Annotated in this window: 23 protein-coding genes; 10 read left to right on the top strand and 13 right to left on the bottom strand. The window is 54.2% G+C overall.

Annotation, left to right across the window (positions count from 1 at the left end; translation table 11 throughout):
* The coding region (locus L881_RS13495; RefSeq protein ID WP_169730589.1) for a transposase at positions 1 to 330 on the top strand (330 nt) is incomplete at its 5' end.
* Here L881_RS13495 and L881_RS0100320 read toward each other — a convergent pair.
* The 6 genes from L881_RS0100320 to L881_RS0100345 form a co-directional block, all read right to left on the bottom strand.
* A complete protein-coding gene (locus L881_RS0100320; protein ID WP_281172160.1) occupies positions 316 to 729 on the bottom strand; it encodes a drug/metabolite transporter permease in 414 nt (137 codons plus the stop codon). The genes L881_RS13495 and L881_RS0100320 overlap by 15 nt on opposite strands.
* Before the next feature lie 103 nt (positions 730 to 832).
* The gene (locus L881_RS0100325) at positions 833 to 2,278 is read right to left on the bottom strand and encodes an aldehyde dehydrogenase (protein ID WP_245587904.1); all 1,446 of its coding nucleotides are present in this window, start codon (positions 2,276 to 2,278) and stop codon (positions 833 to 835) included.
* Positions 2,279 to 2,325: 47 nt separating this feature from the next.
* Complete coding sequence (locus L881_RS0100330) at positions 2,326 to 3,237, bottom strand: dihydrodipicolinate synthase family protein (RefSeq protein WP_025731747.1); 912 nt, start codon at positions 3,235 to 3,237, stop codon at positions 2,326 to 2,328.
* A gap of 46 nt (positions 3,238 to 3,283) precedes the next feature.
* Entirely contained in the window at positions 3,284 to 4,615 is a 1,332-nt protein-coding gene (locus tag L881_RS0100335) for an MFS transporter (protein WP_025731748.1), read from the bottom strand.
* 37 nt (positions 4,616 to 4,652) lie between these two features.
* Complete coding sequence (locus L881_RS0100340; RefSeq protein WP_025731749.1) at positions 4,653 to 6,083, bottom strand: NAD(P)/FAD-dependent oxidoreductase; 1,431 nt, start codon at positions 6,081 to 6,083, stop codon at positions 4,653 to 4,655.
* A gap of 129 nt (positions 6,084 to 6,212) precedes the next feature.
* Positions 6,213 to 6,893 (bottom strand): GntR family transcriptional regulator, encoded by a 681-nt coding sequence (locus L881_RS0100345; protein ID WP_034577993.1) that lies wholly within the window; start codon positions 6,891 to 6,893, stop codon positions 6,213 to 6,215.
* 173 nt (positions 6,894 to 7,066) lie between these two features.
* Here L881_RS0100345 and L881_RS14010 point away from each other — a divergent pair, with 173 nt between their 5' ends.
* A complete protein-coding gene (locus L881_RS14010) occupies positions 7,067 to 7,201 on the top strand; it encodes a hypothetical protein (RefSeq protein WP_281172161.1) in 135 nt (44 codons plus the stop codon).
* A 149-nt stretch (positions 7,202 to 7,350) separates the two neighbouring features.
* On the opposite strand, the gene L881_RS0100355 is transcribed toward L881_RS14010, so the two are convergent.
* Entirely contained in the window at positions 7,351 to 8,073 is a 723-nt protein-coding gene (locus L881_RS0100355) for a nucleoside/nucleotide kinase family protein (RefSeq protein WP_025731751.1), read from the bottom strand.
* Between the two features lie 707 nt (positions 8,074 to 8,780).
* Between L881_RS0100355 and L881_RS0100365 the strand changes: the two genes are divergently transcribed.
* The gene (locus L881_RS0100365) at positions 8,781 to 9,884 is read left to right on the top strand and encodes an iron-containing alcohol dehydrogenase family protein (RefSeq protein WP_025731752.1); all 1,104 of its coding nucleotides are present in this window, start codon (positions 8,781 to 8,783) and stop codon (positions 9,882 to 9,884) included.
* A 73-nt stretch (positions 9,885 to 9,957) separates the two neighbouring features.
* Here the strand turns inward: L881_RS0100365 and L881_RS0100370 are convergent, their stop codons facing one another.
* Positions 9,958 to 10,164, bottom strand: a complete 207-nt coding sequence (locus L881_RS0100370) for a hypothetical protein (RefSeq protein ID WP_025731753.1) — start codon at positions 10,162 to 10,164, stop codon at positions 9,958 to 9,960.
* 503 nt (positions 10,165 to 10,667) lie between these two features.
* Here L881_RS0100370 and L881_RS0100375 point away from each other — a divergent pair.
* The 4 genes from L881_RS0100375 (at position 10,668) to L881_RS12555 (ending at position 14,204) form a co-directional block, all read left to right on the top strand.
* A complete protein-coding gene (locus L881_RS0100375; RefSeq protein ID WP_025731754.1) occupies positions 10,668 to 11,684 on the top strand; it encodes a FecCD family ABC transporter permease in 1,017 nt (338 codons plus the stop codon).
* On the top strand, positions 11,685 to 12,497 hold the full coding sequence (locus L881_RS0100380; protein ID WP_025731755.1) for an ABC transporter ATP-binding protein: 813 nt from the start codon (positions 11,685 to 11,687) through the stop codon (positions 12,495 to 12,497).
* A gap of 70 nt (positions 12,498 to 12,567) precedes the next feature.
* Positions 12,568 to 13,533, top strand: coding sequence for an ABC transporter substrate-binding protein (locus L881_RS0100385; protein ID WP_025731756.1), 966 nt, complete (start codon positions 12,568 to 12,570; stop codon positions 13,531 to 13,533).
* 113 nt (positions 13,534 to 13,646) lie between these two features.
* The gene (locus L881_RS12555) at positions 13,647 to 14,204 is read left to right on the top strand and encodes a lysozyme inhibitor LprI family protein (protein ID WP_025731757.1); all 558 of its coding nucleotides are present in this window, start codon (positions 13,647 to 13,649) and stop codon (positions 14,202 to 14,204) included.
* A 102-nt stretch (positions 14,205 to 14,306) separates the two neighbouring features.
* Here L881_RS12555 and L881_RS0100395 read toward each other — a convergent pair whose 3' ends face one another.
* Positions 14,307 to 15,854 carry a phospholipase D family protein gene (locus L881_RS0100395; protein WP_245587905.1) on the bottom strand — a complete coding sequence of 516 codons (1,548 nt, stop codon included), beginning with the start codon at positions 15,852 to 15,854 and terminating at the stop codon, positions 14,307 to 14,309.
* Here L881_RS0100395 and L881_RS13665 point away from each other — a divergent pair.
* Entirely contained in the window at positions 15,848 to 15,991 is a 144-nt protein-coding gene (locus tag L881_RS13665; protein WP_156926454.1) for a hypothetical protein, read from the top strand. The two genes, L881_RS0100395 and L881_RS13665, sit on opposite strands and share 7 nt — an antisense overlap.
* A 132-nt stretch (positions 15,992 to 16,123) precedes the next feature.
* Here the strand turns inward: L881_RS13665 and L881_RS0100400 are convergent, their stop codons facing one another.
* Both L881_RS0100400 and norR read right to left on the bottom strand, forming a co-directional pair.
* Positions 16,124 to 16,477 (bottom strand): DUF488 domain-containing protein, encoded by a 354-nt coding sequence (locus tag L881_RS0100400; RefSeq protein ID WP_034577995.1) that lies wholly within the window; start codon positions 16,475 to 16,477, stop codon positions 16,124 to 16,126.
* A gap of 50 nt (positions 16,478 to 16,527) precedes the next feature.
* Positions 16,528 to 18,126, bottom strand: coding sequence for a nitric oxide reductase transcriptional regulator NorR (gene norR, locus L881_RS0100405; protein WP_025731760.1), 1,599 nt, complete (start codon positions 18,124 to 18,126; stop codon positions 16,528 to 16,530).
* Positions 18,127 to 18,253: 127 nt separating this feature from the next.
* Here norR and hmpA point away from each other — a divergent pair, with 127 nt between their 5' ends.
* Positions 18,254 to 19,444 (top strand): NO-inducible flavohemoprotein, encoded by a 1,191-nt coding sequence (hmpA, locus tag L881_RS0100410; protein WP_025731761.1) that lies wholly within the window; start codon positions 18,254 to 18,256, stop codon positions 19,442 to 19,444.
* Between the two features lie 111 nt (positions 19,445 to 19,555).
* On the opposite strand, the gene L881_RS0100415 is transcribed toward hmpA, so the two are convergent.
* Together L881_RS0100415 and proP are read right to left on the bottom strand one after the other, a co-directional pair.
* The gene (locus L881_RS0100415; RefSeq protein ID WP_169730590.1) at positions 19,556 to 21,802 is read right to left on the bottom strand and encodes a TonB-dependent receptor; all 2,247 of its coding nucleotides are present in this window, start codon (positions 21,800 to 21,802) and stop codon (positions 19,556 to 19,558) included.
* Between the two features lie 691 nt (positions 21,803 to 22,493).
* Complete coding sequence (gene proP, locus L881_RS0100430; RefSeq protein WP_156926455.1) at positions 22,494 to 23,945, bottom strand: glycine betaine/L-proline transporter ProP; 1,452 nt, start codon at positions 23,943 to 23,945, stop codon at positions 22,494 to 22,496.
* Between the two features lie 632 nt (positions 23,946 to 24,577).
* Between proP and L881_RS0100440 the strand changes: the two genes are divergently transcribed.
* Complete coding sequence (locus L881_RS0100440) at positions 24,578 to 25,504, top strand: LysR substrate-binding domain-containing protein (protein ID WP_051464748.1); 927 nt, start codon at positions 24,578 to 24,580, stop codon at positions 25,502 to 25,504.
* The last annotated feature ends 71 nt before the right edge of the window (positions 25,505 to 25,575 follow it).

The following is a 25,575-nucleotide window of genomic DNA, read 5'->3' on the forward strand; positions in this document are numbered from 1 at the left end:
ATATCAGGCAGACCATTAAAACGTTGCCGTTTTGTAGTTGCCGACAAGGGATATGATAGCCAGTCCCTGCGTCATTATTGTTCCAGCAAGGGAGTCCGTCCCATTATTCCTTATCGTCGAATGCGCAGGACTCCCCGCCCGGGACTGCCATATCAATTTGACAAGCCCCGGTATCGCCAACGTAATGCTGTAGAAAGGTTATTTGGCTGGCTAAAGGAAAAACGCCGAATCAACTCTCGCTTTGACAAATTGGCCAGTAGCTTCAATGCCATGGTGACACTGGCCTGCATTGGGCGCTGTATGCGAGCAGACTTTTCAGACAGAACCTAACATGGCGGTTATAAATCCGGGAATAATCAGCAAAGTAGTACGTTGACCGTTGAAAATAATGGCCGCCATAATGGTCAGGGTGGGCCACAGATAATTTACCATGCCAACTTCGATTGCTTGATGATTATTACTGGCGAATCCAATCGAAAGGCACAGGCACAACTCGTAAGAGACGAACAGTAACGTCCCCCAAATCAAATAACGGCGCGGAAAGCTATTCAATTTAGGGAATCCGATAGTAAATATTAGCAAAAGAGAAGCGATGGTATATACCATTGCGGCCCCGCTGACAGGTCCGATGCTTTGGCTAACTTCTCTGAGCAAGCCCACCATGGAGCTCCACAGGAATATGGCCAACAGCCCAATGGAGGTTGCTTTTCTGCTTTTCATTATCGACATGACGTGTCCATTAAAAAAAGGCCGTCTAAAATCGGGTCCGGCCATGACAAAACCAATTAACATGGCCGGAATTAGTGGGGCATATAAAGTTAGCGATCCGGGATTAACTCAGGCCACCTATCCAGATGGTTTTCAACTCCGTGTATTGATCGTGTGCCCATGCGGACTTGTCGCGCCCGCCAAAGCCGGATTCCTTGTAGCCACCGAAAGGGGTAGTCACATCACCTTCACCGAAGCAATTAATTGTGACCGTGCCTGCTCTAATAGCTCGCGACAGTTTTATCGCATTCCGTAAATTACTGGTGTATATAGACGCTGCCAGACCATAGTTGGAGTCATTGGCTAGCTCAACGGCCTGCTCCAGGGTGCTGAAGGTTGTCACCGCTAGCACTGGCCCGAAAATCTCCTCTCTGAATAAACGACTGTCGGTGCCGACACCATCTACCACAGTAGGATCGACGAACATCTCTTTACTGGCGTTGCCACCACATACGACATCCAGTTGTTCTTCGCTTGCGCGTTTAATGTAGGTGCGCACTTTGTCGAAGTGGGCTTTGCTTACCATTGAACCGAGGTTGTGATTGGGGTCCAGTGGGTCTCCCAATTTCCATTCTTTCAATTGAATGAGAAGGCGCTTCAGCAGTTCGTCCTTGATATCTTCATGCACGAGTAAGCGTGAAGAGGCCGAGCAATTTTCCCCCATATTCCAGAATGCGCCATTGGCAATATGCTCGGCCACTACGTCCAGGTCCTCGGCATCTGGAAGTACGATGGCCGGATTTTTGCCGCCGCACTCAAGTACGATCTGCTTCAGATTCGATTCGGATGCATATTTGAGGAATAAACGCCCTGTCTCGGTCGATCCGGTGAAGCTGACCATCGCAATATCCTGATGACGCCCAATGGCTTCACCCACCTCACGGCCGCCTCCGGGGACAACATTGAAGATGCCATCAGGTACTCCCGCCTGGTGAGCAAGTTCTGCAACCCGCAGCGCCGTCAGTGTCGTTTCCTTGGCAGGTTTGACTACAATCGAGCAGCCTGCTGCCAGCGCTGGACCAATTTTCCAGGCCAGCATAAGGATCGGGAAGTTCCATGGCAGCACTAGTCCTACAACACCGACCGGCTCGCGCACCACTAATGCCAAACTCTCATTACCGACCGGTGCGGTATGGTCGTAGATCTTGTCGATCAGTTCGGCATGCCAACGAATGGTATGGATTGCTTCGGGAATATCAGTAAGCTGGCATTCTCTGACCGGCTTGCCGCTATCAAGGCTCTCCATGACGGATAGCTCATGTGTGTGCTGTTCCAGCAGATCGGCGAAAGCCAGTAATATTTCCTTGCGCTCTGAAGGTGCTAGATGTTGCCAGCGGCCATCCTCAAAGGCACTTTTGGCCTGGGCAACAGCCAGTTCAACATCGTCGGCGTCACAGGCCGCTATATCGGCCAAATGTTCGCCGGTGGCGGGGTTGATACTTTCAAAGGTGTTGCCTGCCGCCGCAGTCTGGAATTTTCCGCCAATAAAAGGCTGGGTTGGGAACTTCATGTCAGCAGCGAGAGCTACGTACTGCTGAGCATCGAGTAACTCTACTGTCATGCTGTTGCCCCCGTAATGCTAGCCACTTCTTTCTTGAGCGTGGTGATGATTCCTTGCAGCATTTTCTTTTTATCGTCTTCCATGGCTTGCAGAGGAGCGCGCACGCCACCGGGATGTAATCCAATCAGCTCGCAGCCATACTTGATTGACTGCACAAACTTGCCCGATTCCTCGAGAAAATCCATCAAGGGCATCATGGCGGACATAATACGGCGTCCCTTGTCGAAATCCTTCTCGACCACACATGCTTGATAGAGTGCGATGTGCTCGCGTGGCAGGAAGTTGGATCCCGCGCATACCCAGCTGCGAGCCCCCCATGCGAAAAATTCCAGTGCTTGATCATCCCAGCCGCATGAGAGCTGAATGCTGGGGAATTCGCGCTGCAATAGATGAAGCTGAGATGTCTGCCCCGAACTTTCCTTGATGCCGATGATATTGCTGCTGCCTTCGGTTACCTGCTGGAAGTATTCGCGTCCCATTGATACGCCCATTCGCGCTGGGTAGTTGTAAAGAATGATGGGTAAGCCTGCCGCCTTGTCGATGGCAAGTGCATGCGCCGCGTTTTCTTGTTCATTTGGCAACGCATAAGGGGGAGAGGTCACCAGGATGGCATCCGCCCCGATTGCTTTGGCTGCCTTGGCATACTCGATGGCATCAGCGGTTCGCATAGCGCCGGTGCCCACTATAAGAGGAATTCGTGAGCCGATAATCCCCTTGGCTTTCTCGGCCAACATGACACGTTCCTCCGGGGTATGCGCGTAATATTCCCCCGTGGATCCAGCGACGATGATGCCGTGTACTCCTGCCTCTATCAGATGCTCCAGCACCTCTTCAAATGCCTGGATGTCGATCTCACCCTCGGAGGTGAGAGGAGTAATGGCTGGGGTATAAATGCCTTCGAGTTTCATGGAAAACGCCTTGTACTGGTTGATAAAAAGTTATGGACTGTGAGGGTTAGCGTGCCAATGAAGCAGCCTCATGTAGCGTCATGGCACGGGTTTCAGGTGCGAGTAACCACGATGCCAGTAGCCCGACCAATGTGACAGCCGCAGCGGCATACATGGTGTTATCAATGCCGATGGTTTGAAGGGATATTGGTACTAACCAGGTACCTACCGCTGCGCCGATACGTGACATGGATGAACCGAAGCCCACGGCGAGTGTACGAAGTTCAGTAGGAAATATTTCGTTGGGGTAAACAAGCTCAAGAATTTGTGCTCCACCAATGGCAATTGCATAAATGCCAAACAGGATGAGCACCGATATTTCGCCGCTGTCTGACATGGCCCCCAGTCCTAATAGCGCTATGCCAGACCATAAAAAACTATGGATGACCAGAGGGCGCCTACCGAGAACATTGACCAGGCTAGTGCCCAGCACACAGCCGACAACAAACAGCATGGTAATGACGATTGATCCCAACGCTTCCCAATCACCGGTTAAATGAAGTGCCTGCATTACTTTGGGAGCGAAGGCATAGACAGCGAAGACCGGAATAACGGCACATGTCCAGAAGATGGTGATAAATATCAGACGAGGCCCATAGCCAGAGCGCAGCAGGCTGACAAGAGACGCACAGGATTCGCTCTGTTGCTCGGGCAGGTTTTTCAGTGAGAAGCCATTTCCATACACTTTGCGGATTACGTTCTCCGCTTCATTGAACCGGCCCTTGCTAACGAGCCAACGCGGTGATTCCGGTGTGCCTAACCGGACAATCAACAGGAAAACTCCAATCACCAGAGGGCTTGCAAGAATCAAGCGCCATGAGCTTTCACCAGCGTATTGTAAAGTCGTGAGTCCGACCAGATAGGCAAGCGCTGCACCCGCGAAGAACAAAATCGTTAAGGCTGCCAAAAAGGGACCACGGTTCTTTTTGGGTAAAAATTCTGCCAGTAACCCTCCGGCCACCGGGTATTCGACTCCTATCCCTATTCCAATGACGAATCGTAGGATGAACAGCGCCATGCCTGATTCCGCCCACAAAGAGCCGAGAGAACATAGTACGAACACGAGCGGGCCCAGGAAATAGAGTTTCTGACGCCCAATATATGATGGTAACCATCCCCCTAAAAATCCGCCGAAAAACATGCCGAACAAGGTCGAGGCAGCGATCATTCCTTGCCAAAAATCACTGAGTTTAAGCTCATTGGCCAGAGGAATCAGAACCACGCCAATGATGCTGAGCACATAGCCATCGAGTAGCCAGGCGCCGCCGGTGCGTACCATTAGCAGGCGGTGGAAGCCATTTAGCGGTACGTCTTCAATCGAGTGTTGCTGTTCGGTCATGATTCTTCTTCCGTAAAGGTGGGAAGGGGAAGTGGCGTCAGATTTCAGCGCCAGCTTTTAATTGCCCCCACCAGAGGGCGGTGTTTATTCCAAATGAAAGAAGTGGCTCGTGGGGTAGCCTGGGGGGAGGCGTTGATCCCATAAGAAAATCAATCAACGTATCCTGTTTGCCTGCCAGCCAATCTGCCAACAGTGCGCCAGTGGCAGTGCCTCTGACCGTGCCTAGTCCATTACAGCCCAATGCACCGTAGACATTGGGTCCAAGCTGGCCGAAGTAGCCTGAGCCATTGCGCGTCATGCCCAGGCAGCCCCCCCAGGTGTATTCGAAATCGACTGTGGAAAGCTGGGGAAAACGCTGCTCGAAGGATCGTCTGTGAACAGCAAGAAAACGTTCGTTATAACCCGATTTGGCGGCTCCGTTAGGATTAAAACTGAAGCTGTTGCGCACCAGAATGCGATGGTCGGGTGTCAGTCTGAGGGTAGTGCCAAAGGGGTCGGCAGGAATAACTCCCCAACTGCTCAAGGCACCGATTTCGCTCTGTTCCGTGGCGCTAAGCGGACGTGTCAAACTGCCATAGGTGAAGAGCGGTACCAGGGTTTTAGGGAGCAGACCAAAATGGGTGCCAAAGGTATTATTCGCGAGAATTAACTGCTTGGCAGTGATCGTGCCATGGGGGTGATGAAGCGTAATATAGGGGCCATATTCCACAGCGGTAATGGGCGTATTTTCGAATAGCTCAACATTATCGGGCAGTGTATCTGCTAACCCTTTAACGAGTGCGGAAGGCTGTACCAACATGGTACCCGGGGTGTACAGCGCTTTCTGATAGTAGTTTGTGCCCAGCAATTGGCCTAGCTCTGCGCCCTCAATCATCTGGCAAGGCTGGCCCAGTCTTTCAAGCCCTCCCTGATAGGCCTTAAGTACAGCATTGCCTTTGGCGCTCGCTGCTGCCTGATATTTACCTGCATGTTGTAACTGGGCATCGGCTAACTGGTGCTCTTCCACCAGTGCTTTCAACATCATTTGCCCTTTCCTGTTCAGCGCCAGCGTATGAGCGGCAATGCGGTGGTCACCAATATAGTCAGGTGCACTGATATCGTGAGGAACATCAATCAGGAAACCCGCATTTCGGCCTGAAGCACCGAAACCTACTTCTTGCGCATCAATCAAAAGGATGCGGTCATCCGGAAAGTTATGTGCCAATTGACGTGCGGCTGACAGACCGGTGAAGCCTGCTCCTAGCACTACCCAAGGGGCTTTCAGGTCTTGCTCGGGCGTTGGCATCGCAATTCGCGTCCGGCTGGTATAGAACCACCCTGGCGTTTTGTCATCCTGGGGAAGAGCGCTGACCCGATGAGAATGACGAGTCGTTGTGGCGTAGTTCAGTGGACGTCCACGCGCATTTTCTGATGTGGGGTCCGCGAGCTTTTTCTTGTCGATAGAGGAGCGAAAGTGTAATACAGACATCGTTGGTGACCCCACATTAGTATTGGGTTGTCCTGGACACATTTGAAGGTATATAGGGCAATAGTATGGTGATGTGATTAAAAGTAATGATTTAACTGGTGTTGTCTTGGTTATTAAATAGATACATATCTACGCTTCGTCTGGTATCACGTATTCCATTAGATGCTGTCGAGATAATTCCCAATGTTCTCGTACCAATTGTTCAACCTTTTGGCTGTCTCGGTTCTCTATCGCTGTGATGATCTGGTCATGATGAGCTATCGCTTTATCCATATCTTCTTTGTGCCCTAGCGCTGATTGAGCTGAATAAAACGTATGAGCGAGCCGTGCATGATCTATCAATAAGCGCTGCAAACTTGCCAGCAGATAGTCGTTATATGACATGACTCCAATCATGTAGTGGAACTGATTGTTATAATAGACGCGAGCGTTAGTATCATTGGATACCATTGACTGCCGAAGATGTTGTTGGATATTTTTCAGCTCCTGAAGCTGTTCTTTTGTTGCATGAGTAGCAGCTAACAGTGATACGGCGGTATAGATAAGTGGGGCTGCCAAAAAGAAACTGTGCAACGCTTGATAGTTCATCGCTGTCACTCTGGCCGGGCGGTTCTGTTCAAGAACGATGTAACCTTCCACTGCTAACGTTCTCATTATTTCCCTCACAGGCGGGCGAGAGAGGCCAAACTCGTGGCCGAGAGACAGTTCATCCACGACAGAGCCAGGTGCGATTTCCATGCTGATGATGCGGCGTCTTAATGTTGCCTCAAGCGATGACTTGCGGCCGAACTCCGCCCCTGTCATCGGCATGGAAACAGACCGTCCTGAGTTGCGTGAATCTCTTTGTCTTTTCATTGTCTATCTTCTGAATACAATTTTTATTCACGGTAATGTTGTCGGATAGTGTGGACAATTCACCTTTCGTCGTTGCGACCAAAGGGTAAAAATAAGCAGGAGCTCGACATATATGGATTATCGACGCCATGAATCAGGAAGAGATGCATGCTGAAGCATGCATTTTTGACCGTAACCACCATATTTTTCATAAAGCAATACGACATCAGTCACTGATTGCAGTGATGATAGAGTGGGCAATCATGGCTGGTCTGGCGCTATGAGTTACATGCCAGAAGAGGGAGTTATAGGGAGCTGGCAGGTGGATAATAATGTGTGTCGCGGCCCTTATGGCGTTATTACGCTACAGGTCGCATGGTGTCCGAACTGTTTAAGAGGCTTCAAACAGCTCAGACAATAGGATGGCTGTTAATCAGGCTTTCTGGGAGGTAACCGTTTTTCGAGTATAACCACGTTGCGCGAGGGCAGCGTCGATTTGCGCCAATACGGTTTCCAGCGGCAGGGTAGAGTCAATATCTACAATGGGCGCGCCCTGGTATTCAAGCTTTGGCGTGATATCTATTTTTCTTTTTAATGCCGCTCGATCATGGTCAAGCTTTCTCGCATAAGCAGTGTCAATATCGACATTAAGCCGAATAACAAGATCAGGACGATGGCTGGTCATCCACTTGAAAGCATTGAGTTCATAATCCGCAAGTTTTGCCACCAATGGGCTGCCTTCACGTGTAGGGGGCATTTTTATCCCATCATAGGCGCGCGGATAAGCCATTTGCGGGTATCGGTCGGTAACGATCGTATTGCCCTTTTCATGCAGTGACAGCATTCGTTTAAAACGCTTGATCCTGCGATGCACGAAGAAGGCATTGACCAGAGCGGGCAATAGCTCAGGGAGCTTGTTGCTCTCCACACGCTGTTTCGACTTCGAGCCTTTTTTCTTGATCTTCTTGCCCAGGAACTGACCCACCAGCGGCCATTGGATTATTTTCCTGAAGATGGTGCCTGACTGTTTACCCAGGTGTACTGCCTCGGTAGGGCCATACTGCCGCAGCCGGTTGACTACGAATTCGCCTACCGTTGACTTGCCTGAGCCGTCGCAGCCAATAATGGCGATAATAGGGGGTGTTGATTGTTCCATTGCGTATCGTCGTTTCCTGGGTTAGAAGCGTATCGAGTCTTGTTGCTCATGGGCAAAGGAGTAAGCTTTGAATGCAACGCGCTTATTGAAGAGAAGCGTTCGATATATCCCGCCACGCAAGCGTTCGCCCATCCTTCCTGTTGGATATTTGCGCTTGAGTTGCTGGCGCGGCGCACAGTAAGTCGCGGGCGCTAATAGCCGATCAGCGATCATCCATACCGGATGTTAAAGAGACCCTGGCGTGAGACGCCTTGACTGCGGATATGGTCGTTGCATTGTTCGTCTTGCTGCACGGATGGTTGCTCTGACTCGCGCCATCCATGCTCTTTACCGTAGAGACATTGCCTTCAATAGTACCATTTTTCCAATAAATATCGGGCAGAATATTTCCATCAACCATGTATGGGCACGATATTGATCGTGACGGGTATTAGGTGATATTCGACGACATTAAAGGAAGTTTAAGTCGAATGTAGCCACCTGTACGAAGACGTTCTGGCCGGATGGTTATGGCGTTGGAAGGCCATTACGCTCGGTGAGCAGGCGCTAGGAGAAAGCGCTCAGAAGCGGCATAAATAACGCCTGACAAGATTCGCCGCCGCCGTATTCGACAACCAGGCCGATCAGGTAGAGAGTAGGGAGATACCGCTGGCCGCTACATTTAACCGCCAGCTGTTTTCCGATCTATACGCAACGCAGGTAATACGATGTCTTTAGCTCCCTTTATTGTCAGGCCCGGCCCTCAGGAATACGAATGTCGCATTGGTGTCATGGATACGCTGCCCGAGCGTTTGCGGGCGCATGGCATCAAGAAGGCCATTCTGGTGCATGGCAATGAATCATGGGCCAATGCCAAGCCCTTCCTTGACGCGCTTTTTGCTAGCGATGTCGAGCTAACGCTACATGCGTTTGTCGGCGAATCGACCTATGCCGAAGTAGCCAGAATTTCCGAACGGGTTCAGCAAACGTCGGCTCAGGCCATTATTGGTGTCGGTAGCGGCAAATTGGTGGATGTGGTCAAACATGTCGCTGAAGATATCGTGCCGCTCTATTCCGTGGTGATTCCTACTCTGGCAAGCAACTGTGCTCCCTGGGCGCCGCTCAGCGTGATGTACAGCGATGAAGGGGTGTTCGAGGACGTGGACTGGCTGAAGAAGCAGGTAGGATTGCTGCTGGTGGACCCGCGTATTATCGTGACCGCGCCTGAAAAATATCTGGTGGCGGGAATTGGTGACACCATCGCCAAATGGTACGAATCCGAACAGATTCTGGCACGCAAAGAGACCCAGGCCAGCGCCTTCCTTCAGGCTGCCCGTGGTCATGCGTATACCTGCAAGCAGGTGATGGTGGAAGAGGGGGCGCAGGCGGTCGCTGACCGTAATACCCAGCGTGTTAGCGACACCTTCGTCAAGGTCGCTGAAACCATTATCGCCCTCAGCGGGCTGGTGGGCGGCTTTGGGGATGCCTACGCGCGAGCGACCATCGCACACGCCATTCATGATGCGATTACTGCGTTTCCTGAGACTCACCACTATCTGCATGGCACCAAGGTGGCCTATGGCGTCATGGTCAATCTGGCCTACGAGCATAACTGGGACGAAATAGAGCGGTTGGTGCCTTTCTATACCGCGCTTGGATTACCCAAATGTCTGGATGATCTCGATATCGGTTATCTAAACGAAGCGCAGCTTCGCAGTATGGCTGACGATGCCCAGGATGATGCGCTACTCAAGGTTTCCATGTACGAAACAACTCCCGCCCTTATCTATCAGGCGGTGAAGGATCTTGAAGCGCACTTTGCAGGAAAATAGGCAAAAAAACCGCGGCCAGATTGCCCCATGAAGGGCAGCCTGGCCGCGAGTCTTGCGAAAGTGCCGAAGCGACTTATTGGGCTGGAGCAGGCGCGTAGGCACCGCTGCTGGCAGGCGGGGTCGCGGATTGGGTCGGCGCTGCGGCACCCTGTGAATTGGCGGGAGCCATTGTCGATTGGTCGGCATCCGCGGGCTGTTGATCTTCTGAGGGGGAGCTGGAGCAGCCAGCCATGGATGCCAACAGTACGCCCGCTGCGATAGTGCCTACAAACTTCTTCATGGAGATCATCCTTCCATTGCCAAACATCAGTATGTCTATGTGCGCTTGTATTAGTAGCAGCTCGTTGTGAAGTGCCTCAAGTAAAATAATGTTTACTCACGCATGGATTCAGTAATCGCTGTCTATATAGTAAGGCTGATGCGGTATGTTATATCCACGCTCTACAGAAGCAGGAAGCAAACCATATAAAACAATACTGTCGGGTTACATCAGTTAACAGTGAGAAAGCGCTGCCAATATAGCGTGTTTATTCGGATAAAGGATCATCAGTCAGGGCATTAAGACCAGGCTGAGAATTCGTTCATTGAAGTAATAAACGGCAGTAGCAAATGATCGCTTTCCGGGATGATGCCAGCACGCTGGTGGTACTGTTCGTCGATAGCATCACGCGGTGCCCTTCTCTTTGTGCTCGTCTCTGACCCATGGCTGCTCCGCCCAATATCAGTCACACTTGTACGCCTATTCGTTGCAAGGAGTTCTCTGATGAGCGAGGCTGCACGTTAATGCGTCGCTATACCATGGTGGTGACATCGTTGCTGCTGGCGCTGCTGTTGGTCAGCGTAGCGGCGCTCTGCATGGGGCGTTACAGCGTGCATTGGCAACAACTGGTGCAGCTACTGGCGGCCCCGCTGGGAGCGCACGGTGAATCTGACCCAGTGACCACTGCTGTTGTGCTGCAATCGCGCTTGCCGCGCCTCGTCGCGGCGATCCTGATCGGTGCAGCGCTTTCCTGCGCGGGCGCCTCCTATCAGGCGGTGTTCCGTAACCCGCTGGTGTCGCCCGATCTGCTCGGTGTGTTGAGTGGTGCTGCGTGCGGTGCCGCGGTAATGATCATTGCTGGTCTTAATCCGCTGCTGGTGCAAACGGGCGCTTTTACCGGCGGCCTGATTGCGGTGGCGGCGGGTATGAGCATTGCGCGGGTTTTCAAGGCGCAAGGGTTGCTCAGTCTGTTGATGGGTGGCCTGATTGCCAATGCGGTATTCACGGCGTCGCTCTCGCTGCTTAAATACCTGGCAGACCCGCTGGATCAACTGCCGGCCATTGTGGACTGGCTGCTCGGCTCGCTGGCGCAGGCCAACTGGCAGATGCTTGAGTGGATCAGCATTCCGATGCTGGTGCTGATTGCGATCATGATGCGTCTGGCGCCGCTGCTGGATATTCTCTCCCTGCCCGATGAAGAAGCCCAAAGCCTCGGCATTGCAGTGAAGCGCCAGCGACTGCTGTTGATCGGCATTGCGACGCTGGCTTCGGCGATGACCATTTCGATGGCGGGCATTATTGGCTGGGTGGGGCTGCTGATTCCCCATGTGGCCCGCATTCTGGTGGGGGCGTCGCACCGGCAGATGATGCCGGTATGTGCGCTGGCAGGGGCGCTGTGCATGGTGCTGTCGGACACGCTGGCGCGTTCGCTGTCGATCAGTGAAATACCGCTGGGGGTGATTACCGAGCTGACCGGCGCGCTCGCCTTCATTTTGGTGCTGTATCGGGTAGGGCGAGCACTCAATGGAGGCAAGGGTTAAATGCACCAGACATCGACCAGCGCCGCGCCACTGCTGACGCTAGAGCGCATCGGTTTCCACTATCGCCGCAAGCGCGCCATTCTGAACGATCTCTCTGTGACGATTGAAGAAGGGGAGTTCGTCGGCATTCTGGGCAAGAATGGGGCGGGCAAAAGCACTCTGCTCAGAATTCTGGCGGGTATCACGCCGCCCACCGCAGGCACGGCGCGCCTGGCCGGTACGCCGATGGCGCACTATTCGCCACGGGCAATAGCGCGCTGGCTGGCGTATGTGCCGCAGCAGCGGCTCGACAGTTTTGGCTACAGTGTCCGGCAAATGGTCGCCATGGGGCGGGTGCCTCATCGCGGCGTGCTGGCGCGTCTTGATAGCGACGATGAGGCGTATATTGATGAGGCCATGGAGCGTATGGGCATCATGGCGCTGGCGGAGCGCTCGGTGGTGGCGTTATCGGGCGGCGAGCGTCAGCGCGTGACCATTGCCCGCGCTCTGGCGCAACGGGCGCGGGCGATTCTGCTGGATGAACCGATGGCAGGACTCGATCCTGGCAGCCAGGCGAGCCTGCTGATGCTGCTCGCTGATCTGGTCAAGGAAGGGCACACGATCGTGATGAATTCGCACGCGCCCGAGGAGCTGTTTGCCTATGCCTCACGCGTGATTATGCTGGAAGGCGGCACGCTGGCGGCTGATGGTAAGCCTGCGCAGGTGATTAATGTTGAGCGCATGTCGCAGTTGTATGGCTTGCCGTTGAGGCAGGTTGACCAGCACGGGCGACGGTTCTTCTATCCTGCTGCTGAAAAAGGGCTGCTGCCATAATGGTGTGGTGGCTGTCCGGCTTCTAACGATGGGCTGTTGCCGTACATTCATCGACTCTCAAGTATCTATAATGAAACGAATACTCTGCTCTCTACTGGCCGCTGCGCTGCTCGGCTCTCTGCCGGTCGGCTCTGTGAGTGCCGCCCCTGCACGCATCGTCGAAGGATGGTATGCCCACAATGCCACGCTGGTAATGCTGGGGGCGCAGGATGCCATTGTCGGTACAGTGGCAAGGCCGTCGATGCTGCCATGGATGTTCACGCTGGTGCCGCAGTTCGAGCAGGCGCAGCAGTTTCCTTCACCGCGTCTTAATGGCGAAGCCGTACTGGCGCTCAAGCCCGATGTCACTTTCGTGCCGCAAGGCAGCCAGATTGCAGCGCCGCTGCGTCGGCTGGGTCTTGTCGTCAAGGAAGAAGGCTTCGACAGCTTTAGCGGTATGCGCGAGAGCTTGAATGACACCGCTAGTGTGATTGATACACCGCTGGCGCACTCACGCAATCAGGCGTACCAGCAGGCGCTGGAAGAAGCGCTGCGCCAGCCGAGCGAGGCGACTTCCCGACCAGCGGTGGTGCATATCGAATCGACCGCGCCGCTGCGGGTAGACGGCAGCCACACGATCATCAATGAATGGATTCGCGCGGCAGGTGGGAAGAACGCAGCCAGTACCGTTACTGGCAATAAGCAGCCGGTAGCGATGGAGCAGTTGTTAGCGTGGCAGCCCGATATCATCATCGTCGGCGGCACTGCCGGTGATATGAAGGCGTTGCAGCAGAATCCGCTCTGGCAGCAGCTCAAAGCAGTGCAGGCGGGCAAGGTCTATCGTAACCCTGCGGGCATTTTCCCTTGGGATCGCTACGGGCCGGAACTGCTGCTGCAAATCAAATGGGCGAAACAGATTGTGCAGCAGGGTAACGTTGATACAGCACGAATGGTCTCTGCCGTTACCGACTTTTATCAGCGCTTTTATGGCATCTCCCTTGATCGCGAGGATGCGAAACTGATGCTGGCAGGGCGACCTCCGGCCACGCCGCGCTGACCAAACGTCTGATTGAACGATAGGCCATCTGCGCTTTCAGTATGGGAAGAGGGCGCGCGAGTATGCTTCACATATGTCAGGCAGGTTTTCCATCAACGGTTTGGAGCAACATCATGCGTATCTTTTCAGGCAAAACGTGGGTCATTGTGGCGGGCCTCACCATGGGGCTTGGTGCTGCTGGCTCAAGTGCAGCGGCAGATTCTCAGGCAGCAACGGGCAATACGGATGCGCTGCCTTACAGCAGCGTTGAGAACAAACAGATAGAAACCTTCACTCTGGAATGCTCCGACAACGCTCAGCAAAACACCCTCGATATCAATGATTGCTTCAGTACCAAACTAGCGCAGATAGAAGCCGTTAATCAGAAATACGTCAGCGCTATTCGCAAGCATCTGGAAGCTTCATTATCCGATGATGATGCTGATCACAATCGTCGCAAGACATTGGAAGCCTTCGAAGCTGAAGACAAGGCGTGGGATACCTTGATCGACAAGGCGAGTACGGCTTCTTACCAGGATGCGATAGGTGGCTCGATTCGCGGCATGGTGGCTGCTTCACGCAAGCTTGCGCTTCTCGAAACGCGGATACATGACCAGTGGGAAAACTGGCTGCAAACCATGAGTTCCAGCGAGCCACCCTTGCTGCCTGAACCGCGCTTCACCAGCCAGTAACGCGCTCCTTCACACTACGATAAAAGGCACGCTTTCGGGCGTGCCTTTGTGTGTTGCGGAGGTGGAAGCAAGCGCTGTCGCGGGAAGGCAGTGCTTGTGTGATTACAGCAGCGACTCGATCGGCAGGAACGACATGAACCAGGCGGCGGTTCGTTTCAGCGCGCCCGCGTTCGGCTCCTTGTCGTAACGTGTTTCGCTGCCGTCGGCGTTACGTTCGATCCAATAGAGCTTGCCTTGCGAGTCCATTTTGACTTCGTAGGCCACATAAGGAACCTGCTGTTCAAACGAGTCATCTATCTGTTCGGCCAGATGTGGGCTATCGACCAAAAAGCCCATTTCTGTATTGATACGTGCCGAACGTGGGTCGAAGTTGAAGGAACCTACGAAAACGCGCTTGCCATCTGCCGTAAAGGTCTTGGCGTGCAGGCTGGAGGTGGATTTTCCGAACGGCCCGGAAAGGCGCGTCTTGTTGTCCGAACCTCCGGCTGGCTTCAGTTCGAACAGATGGGAACCATCCCTGAGCAGCTCAGGACGCCAGCGCGCATAGCCCGAATGCACCGCAGTGACATCGGTGGCTTGTAGCGAGTTGGTCAGAATGGAGACATCAACACCGTTATCGGTTAACTGCTTAAAGGTATCCACGCCGCTCTGGGTGGGCACAAAGTAGGCGGAAACGAGATTTACCTTGTGCTGGGGCGAGCCCATCAGCTTGGGTAGCTGTCCGATCAACAGTTGGCTGTCATCGGCCTTGTCAACGGTCTTGGCGGGGTCGTCGCTCACCAGCGTCATCGGCGCCCAATGGAACTGTAGCTTACCCTCGGTGAGCCTGGAGACGAGCTGGGAGCGCCGCAGGGAATCGACGTAGGTGCTGGATTCCTTGCTGGCAAGCTGTTTATTTAGCTCTTCCCCTATCTTCTCTTCGCCGGATTCATCAACGTCGCGCAATATCCGTTCAGCGGGGTACGCTGATTCACTGGTCCAGTAGAGCTGGAAACTTTGCGAAACAACATTTACGACGCGGCCAACAACGGCGAGATCCAGGTCGGCATAGATAACACCATGGCCGGTGCCGAAGTATTCATCGCCAATATTCCTGCCGCCGACAATCGACACCTGGTTATCAGCGGTAAACGACTTGTTGTGCATACGGTGGTTGAGGCGCGGGAACGCCACTACGTAATTCAGCCATTTGGGAATGCGGATCACGAAGGGGTTATAGAGACGCACTTCCACATTGGGGTGCTTGTTGAGCGCGGCGAGCTGCTGATCCATGCCGGGAATACCGTTGTCATCCACCAGCAAACGCACCCTGACACCACGCTCGGCGGCGCGGTGAACGGCGTCCAGCAACAGAGTGCCGGTAATATCCTTGCTCCAGATATAGTATTGGATATCAAGCGTGCGCTCTGCCGCATCGGCCAGCTTTACGCGGCTGGCAAAGGCTTCCAGCGGATCGGCCAGCGCCACATAGCCGGCTTCTCCCTGGTGCTGTTGAACCTCTTTGCTGACGGCCTTGCCGAGAGAGGTCTGGCTGGTTTCCTGCTGGGAAAGTACGCGCGTTTCGTTACGGTCCTTTAAGCTTGGCAGAGCACAGCCACTCAATAAAAGAGCGCACACGGCGGCCAGACAGGATGATTTGGTTAATGTCACGTATTCCTGGCGCATTGAATCTCGAACAATTTCTACTGGTGTATCAGATAAGCCACTGGGCTATCGCTTACTATCAGAGGCGGCCACTGTCGCGGGCGGTAACCGACGCATCCATCAAGCGTATCGACGGTGCCTGAATAAAAAACTCGCCACCTTGCAAAAACGGGAGCCATAGCGCCCCCGTTTAAGGTCTCTTGCCGGTTGATGCCGCTACTGGGCAGGCGTCTTGAGCTTTTCTCCCGCGCCCAGTTTTGCACGTAGTTTGCTTACTATGATACATGCTCCATATACTCCTTAATCACAACGGCCTGATTATGCTGTTCGTCCTTGGCGCCATAGAGCAGAGTGACCTTGCCCTGGTCCAGATAGCGGCTCAACTCCTGGATCGCCGTGGGGTTGGCCTCCAGCTCGGCGCGATATTTCGCTTTGAACTCCTGCCAATGTTCGGCTTTATGACCGAACCATTTGCGTAACTCCGTGCTCGGAGCAATCTCCTTGAGCCAGGCGGTTAGCTGCTCCTGTTCCTTCGATTTGCCGCGCGGCCACAGGCGATCGACCAGAATACGCTGTCCGTCGCTCTGCTCAGGGACGGTATAGGCACGTTTCAGTTGAATATGCGTCATGGACACTCCTTGAAAGAACAGTCATCTGCTGCAGTGGCGATGTCTGGACCTCAGCCAGGCTGTGATTCAGAACGTGATTTTCGGGTAGGCAGTGCAAGGCCAAGGCGACCCGCCAGTCTCACCAGATTGGCGCGATCCATTGCCAAGGCCCGCGCCGCTGCGGAGATATTGCCGTTGGCTCGCGTGATGGCAAGGCTGATCTGATGGCGCTGGAAGTCATCAACGGCGTCGCGCAGCCCGAGGGTTTCCTGAGGGGCGCTCTCCCGTGATGCTGGTGAATCCACTTCTGCGGACGATTTCAGCAGGCCAAGATCAGGCGGGGTGATGGTAACAACGCCGCTGTCATCGGCGTGGCTGCGTGCCATAAGTGCGGCCCGCGCGATGCTGTGCTCAAGTTCGCGCACGTTGCCGGGCCACGCATACGCCATCAGCGCCTGTTGAGCCTCGGGCGAAAAGCGCAGGGAGCGTAGTGCCATGCGGGAGCGGTTCTCCTCGGCGAAGGTGCCGGCCAAAGGCAGAATATCATCGCAGCGTTCTCGCAGCGCCGGCACATGTAGCGGGAATACGCTCAGCCGGTGATAGAGATCCATGCGGAAACGGCCTGCTTTGACCTCCTCCTCCAGCTCCCGGTTGGTGGCGGCCAGAATGCGCACATCGACACGATGATCACGATCCGAGCCTACCCGCTGTAGCTCGCCCTCTTGCAGCACGCGCAGTAGCTTGGCCTGGGCGCTGAGCGGCAACTCGCCAATTTCATCAAGCAATAACGTACCGTTATTCGCCATTTGGAACTTGCCGGGGCGATCCTGAGTGGCCCCTGAGAAAGCGCCCCGCACATGGCCGAACAGTTCGCTTTCGATCAGGTTTTCGGAAAGCGCAGCACAATTGAGGCTGACCAGCGGTTGATCGGCACGCGCTGAGCGCGCATGTAGCGCGCGTGCGACCAGCTCCTTGCCGACGCCGGATTCACCGGTAATGAGCACCGGCATTTCGCTGGCAGCCACCAGATCAATTTTCTTCTGTAGCTCCCTGAATGCATGGCTTTGACCGTCCAGTACCGGCCCGGCAGCGTCATAGGCTTGCAGCCGATAGGCTTCTGCGCGGCGCTGTTGATCTTCGGCCCGATGCCGAATGGCGTCGAAATGCAGCGCCGTTGAAATCGAAGCCGCCGCCAGTGAAGCGAAGGCTTCCAGCACAGGAAGATCCGAGGCGGAGAAACTCCCGACCGTGAGGGAATCCATCGTCATGGCGCCCCACAGGGTCTCGTCAATATAGATGGCGCAGCCCATACAGTCATGGACCAGCCCCTGATTCATCTCGATAAGCCCATCGTAAGGGTCAGGCAAGGGGCAGTCCGGCGGAAACAGATAGGCACCGTCAGCGCGAATGATATGCTCAAGCCGCGGGTGATGCGCAATCTCGAAGCGCCGCCCTAGCGTATCCTTGCCCAGCCCATCCACCGCGACGGGTTGCAGGGTGCCGCCGTCCAGTTTCAGTAGCGCTGCCGCTTCGCAGGGAATAACCTGCTTGAGCACGTCGAGCAGACGCTGATAGCGCGTGCGCAATGGCATCTCTCTGCTCAGGTCGGTGAACAGCGGAGTGAGCTGGCGCAGCAACTGCTGATGTTGAGTCCTATTGACTGAGATCATATCGAAACAGGTCTTTTTAACATGTCGCTTTGACACGACAGGATTGTTAACGCATTGATTTAAAGTAATTTTTAAATTGGCACGCAAAATGCCTTATCTAGAGTGAATCCACTCATGGAGACGCAATATGTTGACCGAGCAACAGCGTGACATCGTCAAGTCTACGGTTCCTCTACTGGAGAGCGGTGGCGAAACGCTCGCCAGGCATTTTTACCAAATCATGCTGGAGGGCTACCCCGAAGTACGCCCCTTGTTCAATCAAACCAATCAGGCCACAGGTCGCCAGCCTCGCGCGCTGGCCAACTCGGTACTGCAATACGCCAAGAATATTGATCACCTGGATCAGTTGGACGCGCACCTGGTCGGCACCATTGTGAACAAGCATGTGGCACTTCAGGTGCTTCCGGAACACTACCCCATCGTAGGCACCTGCCTGCTTCAGGCCATTCGCGATGTCCTGGGCGAAGAGGTGGCCACCGATGAAGTGATTGAGGCGTGGAAGGCGGCCTATCAGCAGTTGGCAGATATCCTGATCGGACTTGAAGCACAAAAATATGATGCACTAGAGGCCGCTCCCGGTGGCTGGCGAGGCGATCGCGCCTTCCGCGTGGTGCGCAAGGTGCCTGAAAGCGCTGAAATTACCTCGTTTTATCTGGAGCCGGTGGATGGCAAGCCGGTCATCAATTTCCAGCCGGGGCAGTTTATCGGTCTGCGCATCGTGATCGACGGCAAGGAAACCCGCCGCAACTATTCGATCTCCTCGGCGCCCAACGGTGCCAGCCTGCGCGTGAGCATCAAGCGTGAAGGCGAAGGGGCAGTATCCAATTATCTGCATGACCATATTGATGAAGGCGATACCCTTGATCTGTTCCCGCCGGCGGGCGAGTTTGTGTTGAATGAAGATCAACGCCCACTGGTGCTAATCAGCGGTGGCGTTGGTATCACTCCTACACTCAGCATGGCAGAAGCAGAACTGCAACGCGGGCAGCGCAAGGTGGTGTTCATTCACTATGCACGTAATGCCAACGTCGATGCCTTCCGCAGCACGCTTGAAGAGTGGCGTGAGCGCTATGCCAACTTCCAGCTTCATGTTGTGTATGAAGAGAGCCAGCCCAGTGATCTTCCTCAGCCTGACGCGGTTGGCCGCCCCGACAAGGGACAGCTGGAAGCATGGCTGCCGGAAAACCGCGATGTCGATGTCTATTTCCTCGGCCCAGAGCCTTTTATGGCGTTTATCAAAAAAGCGCTCAAAGAACTTGGCGTGCCTGAAGAGCAGACTCAGTACGAATTCTTCGGCCCCGAAGAAGCGCTGAACTAAGCGTTCAATATCCTCCTGCCTGCTACATGCAGGCAGGGCGGCTGTATCGCACTATGTGCCTCAACACTCGCTCTCTTCTCCTGCCAACGGGGGAGAGAGCGAGTGTTGTCGTTAAAACGATACGGACCCCGTGAGCGTTGCGGTACGCGGTGTGCCCAGAAATGCCGTGTAGTTGGAGCTGCTGTTGCCGTAGATCGAACCAGGGAAAATGCCTGCCCAGTAGTTCTCGTTGGTCAGGTTATCGACCATGAAGTTGACGCTTACGCGATGCCCGAGCACATTGGGATTAACGTAGCGAACTCCGGCATCCATCGTGGTGTAGCTGCCCGCCCAGGTAGTGTTGGCAGGATCTCCTGCGCGCTTGCCCACATAGTGCACATTGCCCACCAGCGTTACCCCGCGTAGCCGAGTCAGGTCATATTCGGCCAGCAGATTGGCCTGGTAGCGCGGTACTCCCACCACTCTTTGGTTCTCTGACGCTTTTTCCGCAGCTTCCTGTAGCTCGGCATTCAGGTAGGTGACTCCTCCCATCAAGCGCAGTTGATCGGTCACGTTACCGTTAGCCCATAGCTCCACTCCGTAGTTACGCTGCTTGCCTTGGTTAGCGTAGGTGCCATCATCGCCGACATAGGCCAATGGACGCGTTACTCTGAAAACAGCGCCGTTAAGATCAATGTCGCCTACGTGGCTTTTAATACCAAATTCGAGCTGATGGCTGCGAATGGGCGCCAGCATCTGAAATTCATTGGTTGCTCCAGAAGGCGCGATACCTCCTATTTCCAGCGATGTGCTGTAAGCACTGTAAGCCGTTAGATAATCAGTCGGCTTGTACATGAAAGCAATAGTGCCGCTGTTGCCTTGATCGCTATCGTTGGCAGTACGGTGCCCCTGCTTGTTCCATGACGTGTAATGGAAGAAGTTGCGGCTGCCGTTAAGCATCAGCGAATAGTGACGCCCGAAATCAAGCGTATCGCCGATCATCAGGTTCTGCTGTCTGGCCGTACTCGATTTATAGTGAGGCAGGCTGGGCGTGTCGGGTTTATCAAAGGCTTTCGGAGAGTTGATCGGCGCTGAACCGATCACTGTATTGGCTTGCTGCCCTTCATACCCTCGATCATCACCGTTGTATGTTTTCCAGGTAAAGCCATTGGTGCCGAATGACAAATGATGCTTGATGGGGCCAGTGTCGACGCTGCCATTGAGATTGATCAGGTTGCTGACAACGTCAAACCGCCATGCCTTTGAATTGATGCGTGTATACTTTTGCTGGTAGTGATCCGGTGACGTTAAAACGTTGGTGACATTATTGGTATCACGATGAACGTCCTGATGAAGCACCCCTGCTGTCAGTTTCCAATCCCCCGGAAGATCCTGAAGCACTTTGAAGCTTTGGGTATTGGTGCGGTTATCCGAGCCCGCGTATTTCTGTCCGTAACCGCGTCGCCGTGCATCCATCGCAGAAGGCAATCCATAGGTGGTGTACCCCTGGAAGCCGCCGGGCATCCCCATCCCTTTCCAGTGATAAACGCTATCGTGGAGCTGGATTACCGTGCCGTCACGCGGATGTATATCCAGATCAATGCTGCCCTGGGCGCGTCGAAGGCGCGAATCCTGCGCCGCCCCCTTGCCATCTTCATAGAGCAAATTAACGCGATAACCTATATAGCGGGAAGGCGTACCACTCAGATCCAGGCTATTCATGACGCGCCCATGCTGGGTGATACCGAAGGAGTAGGTATTCCGGTAATCGCGGGTGGGGCGCTTGGTGTAGTAGTTGAAGTTCCCTGCGGGGTTGGCGGCGCCATACTGAGGGCCGGTCAAGCTATTGATTACTTCCAGACGGTCGTACATTTCGGCAGGAATCGGGGTGGTCGCCACGATGTTAAAGCCATCCTGATGGATGTTCTCGACCACTCCGCCCTCAAAACCGCGTGACTGCGGCCTGCCAATGCCGTCGCCGCTACGAATTTCCATCTGCGTCGAAGGGAAGTACTTCAACGCATCGCCAGTGTCATGAACGCCCAGACGAGTGATCAGACTGCTATCCAGCACGTTGACAGAAAACGGCGTCTCCAGCAGGCGCTGCGTGCCCAGAATCCCAAGATCTGCCTGATCAGGATGAAAGGCGCGGTAAAGCGCCTGTTGCTCCTCGTCCATTGTTTTGGCACTGACCACCTGCGTAGGCAGCCGGTAGGCGTTTTCTGCAGCATTGGTATTCTGCGACAGCGTGCCAACGGTAAGGGCACTCAAGCATGCCGTAATGCGAAGAGGCCGCGCCCTGATGCGTTCATTCATTGCTGATGCTGGCCCCGTAATACGGATCGTCTGCCCCGGATGTGGCGAAAGGGAGATAGGCATGGATAGATGGTCATTGGTGGGCGCCGAGTATAAAGACTCAGGCTTGCTCAAGTAAATGACCATATAAAAAACAAGGGAATTGGTGGTTCGCACCAGAGGAACAACGCGATGATGGCATTACAAGAAAGCGTGAAGAAGCTGATCGGAATGGGCGCGCAGGAGCCAGGCCAGCGCCCAACAGCGGGAAGCAAGGCAATCGACGTTGGGGGAGCAATCCGCCAGGAACAAATAAAGCAACTTCACAGGACAACACAGGCCATACCGGCTCGATTCCCTCGGATGGTACTGGGGGGGGAGTACCCCTACCAGATCCGGGGGTTGTCGCTCGCTCCCATGCTGGTCGAGTAGTTGGTAGAGTAGGCACTTCATCAGGGGGCAATGGAGATGCTGACAAACCTGGACGCAGCGCGGTCGAGAGAACAAGGGATGATGGACAGCGATATTCTGAAGGAAGTAGATATCCCTCTTGGTATAGCGTCAAGCCTGCCATACCGGAATTTGGATCAGTAGTACCGCAATTCTAGCATGTGTCGAGATGGTCTACGGTGCTGAGCTGACCGGATGGTAATCGCCTGAATTCCAAATATAGACAATACAACCAATCATGTATTACCCGACAAAAATCACCGCTATGACGCCTTAACGTGCGGTAGCGGTGATTTTTGAAACTAATGAGCCACGTTATCGGTGATTAGCGGGCTGGTGCATGTTGTTGCCGCTCATGACCTTTCAAGGCTGCCAGAAGTTTGTGCGCTTCATCCTTGGAGCCCACCGCTGGCTGTGATCCCTCAAGCGGTTTTCTGGCGCTCTCCTTCACGCTCCATACCGTAACCAATCCAATCAGGCCGGTGGCAATCATATAGAAGGCGGGCACCATGGAATTACCCGTTGCTTCCACCAGCCATGAGTTGATAAGCGGCGTGGTGCCGCCAAATATCGACACCGAGAGGTTAAAGCCGATAGCCAGTGCGCTATAGCGAATATGGGTCGGGAATAGTGCCGGTAGCGCTGAGGGTGTAGTGCCGCTGAAGCAGCTATGGAATATGCCGAGTATGACCAGTCCCAGAAATACCAGCCACATGGCGTTGCTGCTCAGCAGCAGGAAGGCGGGGTAGGCGAGTACCACCAGTCCTAGTGCACCGAATGCCAGTACCGGTCGCCGACCAATACTGTCGGTCAGACGCCCCCACATGACAGTGAGAGGCAGCATCACGAACATCAGCATAATGATCAGCAACAGACTGGCATGGTTGCCCAGCCCCAGTGTCTCCTCCAGATAGCTGGGCATGTAAGCGGTCAGCATGTAGTTGGAAACGTTGAACAGCAGTACCAGGCCAACACATTGCATTAGTGGCCCAAGCTGCTCCTTCAGCAGTATCAGCATATTGGTGGCGGGTTTTTCCCTTTCCAGCTGTTGCTGCTTTTCCAGATGGGCACGGAAGGCGGGTGTCTCTTCCAGCTTCAGTCGTATATAGAGGCCGAAAATGCCGAGCGGCGCCGACACGAAGAAGGGGATACGCCAGCCCCAATCGTGCATCGCCTGTTCAGAGAGCAAAAAGCTCAGCAGACTGACCACCAGCGCTCCCAGCAAGTACCCGGTAATAGTGCCAAGCTCAAGAAAGCTGCCAGCGTAGCCGCGTTTTTTGTCGGTTGAGTATTCCGCAATAAACGTGGCTGCACCGCCATATTCGCCGCCTGTCGAGAATCCCTGAACCAGGCGCACCAGCAATAGCAGCAATGGGGCCGCGACACCGATGCTGGCATAGGAGGGGATCAGGCCAAGGCAAAAGGTGGCGATCGACATCATTATCATGGTCAGCGATAGCACTTTCTGACGGCCAATAACATCGCCCAGTGGCCCGAATACCATGCCGCCGATGGGGCGGACCAAAAAGGCTGCCGCAAAGGTGCCGAATGCGGCAATCAGTTGCAGTGAATGGCTGGCGCCGGAGAAAAATACCTGCCCGATCGTCGCTGCCAGATAGCTGTATACACCGAAATCAAACCACTCCATCACATTGCCAAGTGCCGCAGCGCGTACCGAGCGCCTATGGGTATCGTGTTCAATGATGGTGATGTCATCAAGCGACTGAACAGGAGAGTGAGAGAGCGGTGTCTCTGACTCATGGGCGAAAGAAACCATCGAAATATCCAATCATTCAGTGAAATAAAAACAGGCTCACATCACGCTATATTCAGTAATAACGAGACTGATTCGTACCGCGAGTGGAGGCGCGACGTGTGAAAGTAGCGTAGCGGCGCGCTCCATCTGCAAACGCGCTGGACAATGGAAAAGCGACTTACCGTGTGGAGGCCATTGTGAGCAACGGATGATATGGGCACTGCTCTGGAAAGTGAGCGAGTCGTGCCGTGAGTAGCGGCGCATGGGCTGTCATGCCGCGGCCAGTGTGGCGCGGACAATGGTGATCATTGGCGGTCGCCATGTACCTATAGTGAGATCCTGTACCGCTACACTCACTTCCCCTGCGGTAGGCGCGTCAGTCAGGAAACGGCTTGTTGAGCAGCTTCGCGTTTGACCAGCACAATAATCAGCGCCGCATAGGCCACGGCTGCCAGAGGAATGGCGTGTAATACGCCGTATGCAATCACATTGCCCATGGTCAATACCTTCTGTTGCTGGCCGCATAACAGCGTTGGTTGATACGTGTCTGCGGCGCTGATTATCAAAAAAGATAGCGATGGACACTCTACAAGCGCGTGGTCTAGCATAAAAACGAAGTTTTATGATTAATCCATTATGATTCGTGATAGCAAATGAAGCCTGTGCAGCGTCCTCTGGATCTTATTCTGTTGAATTCCTATGTATCCGTTATTGATAACGAAGGCTTTAGTGCGGCAGGCAATGCATTGAATCTCGCGCAGTCCACCATGAGTGCGCACATAAAGCGTCTGGAAGAGCAGCTGGGGCACGCGTTGCTGATTCGGGGCACACGCATACCGCGCCCTACCCCTGCGGGAGAGCGGCTACTGATGCATGCGCGGCAAATGCTGAAGCAGAGCGCACTGGCATGGCTGGATATTCAAGAGCAGCGCCTGGATGGTGTGATTCGGCTGGGTATTCCCGATGATTATCTTGTTTATCTGCCACGCGTACTGGCACATTTTGAGGCCCGCTTTCCTGATGTCGAGCTGGAAGTGAAGTGCGCACTCAGCGTTGATCTCGTTCAGAAAATCAGCCGCGGCCATCTTGATTTAGCCATCATTACCCGCCAGCCCTTTACGCCCGGGGGCGAAGTGCTGCTGCGTGAAAAAACCATTTGGGTGGGGGCTCAGGGCTTTGCGATCCAGCTGGATAAACCATTGCCGTTAGCACTTGCAGCAGAAGGAACCTGTATTTTTCGAGAGCGTGCCATCGCAGCGTTGGATGCGGCGGGTATAGCGTGGCGTATTGCCTACGAGAGCAGTAGCTTGATCGGACTGACGCGTGCCGTTGCTGCTGGTTTGGCAGTGACGGTGATGACGCCGACCATGCTGGAGCAGGGGTTGAGAGTCGTGGAGGATAATACTGGTGTTACCGGTGGTTTTCCCGCGCTGCCCGATACGGAAATAGCCTTGTTGCGCGCGGAGCACCGCTTGAATGATGCGTGTCGACAACTTGCCAATGAATTACAGCGCCGACTGCAAGTGCCGTTGGGGGGAGTACCGGCGACTGAACAATACAGGGAAGGATGGGGCGACTAACGCGTAGTCGATCCTTCCTGTAATAAAGGGATTTACCAACCGCCAGTGCATTCTTGAAGAGAAAAGGCTGT

Source organism: Carnimonas nigrificans ATCC BAA-78 (assembly GCF_000526695.1).
Lineage (GTDB): Bacteria > Pseudomonadota > Gammaproteobacteria > Pseudomonadales > Halomonadaceae > Carnimonas > Carnimonas nigrificans.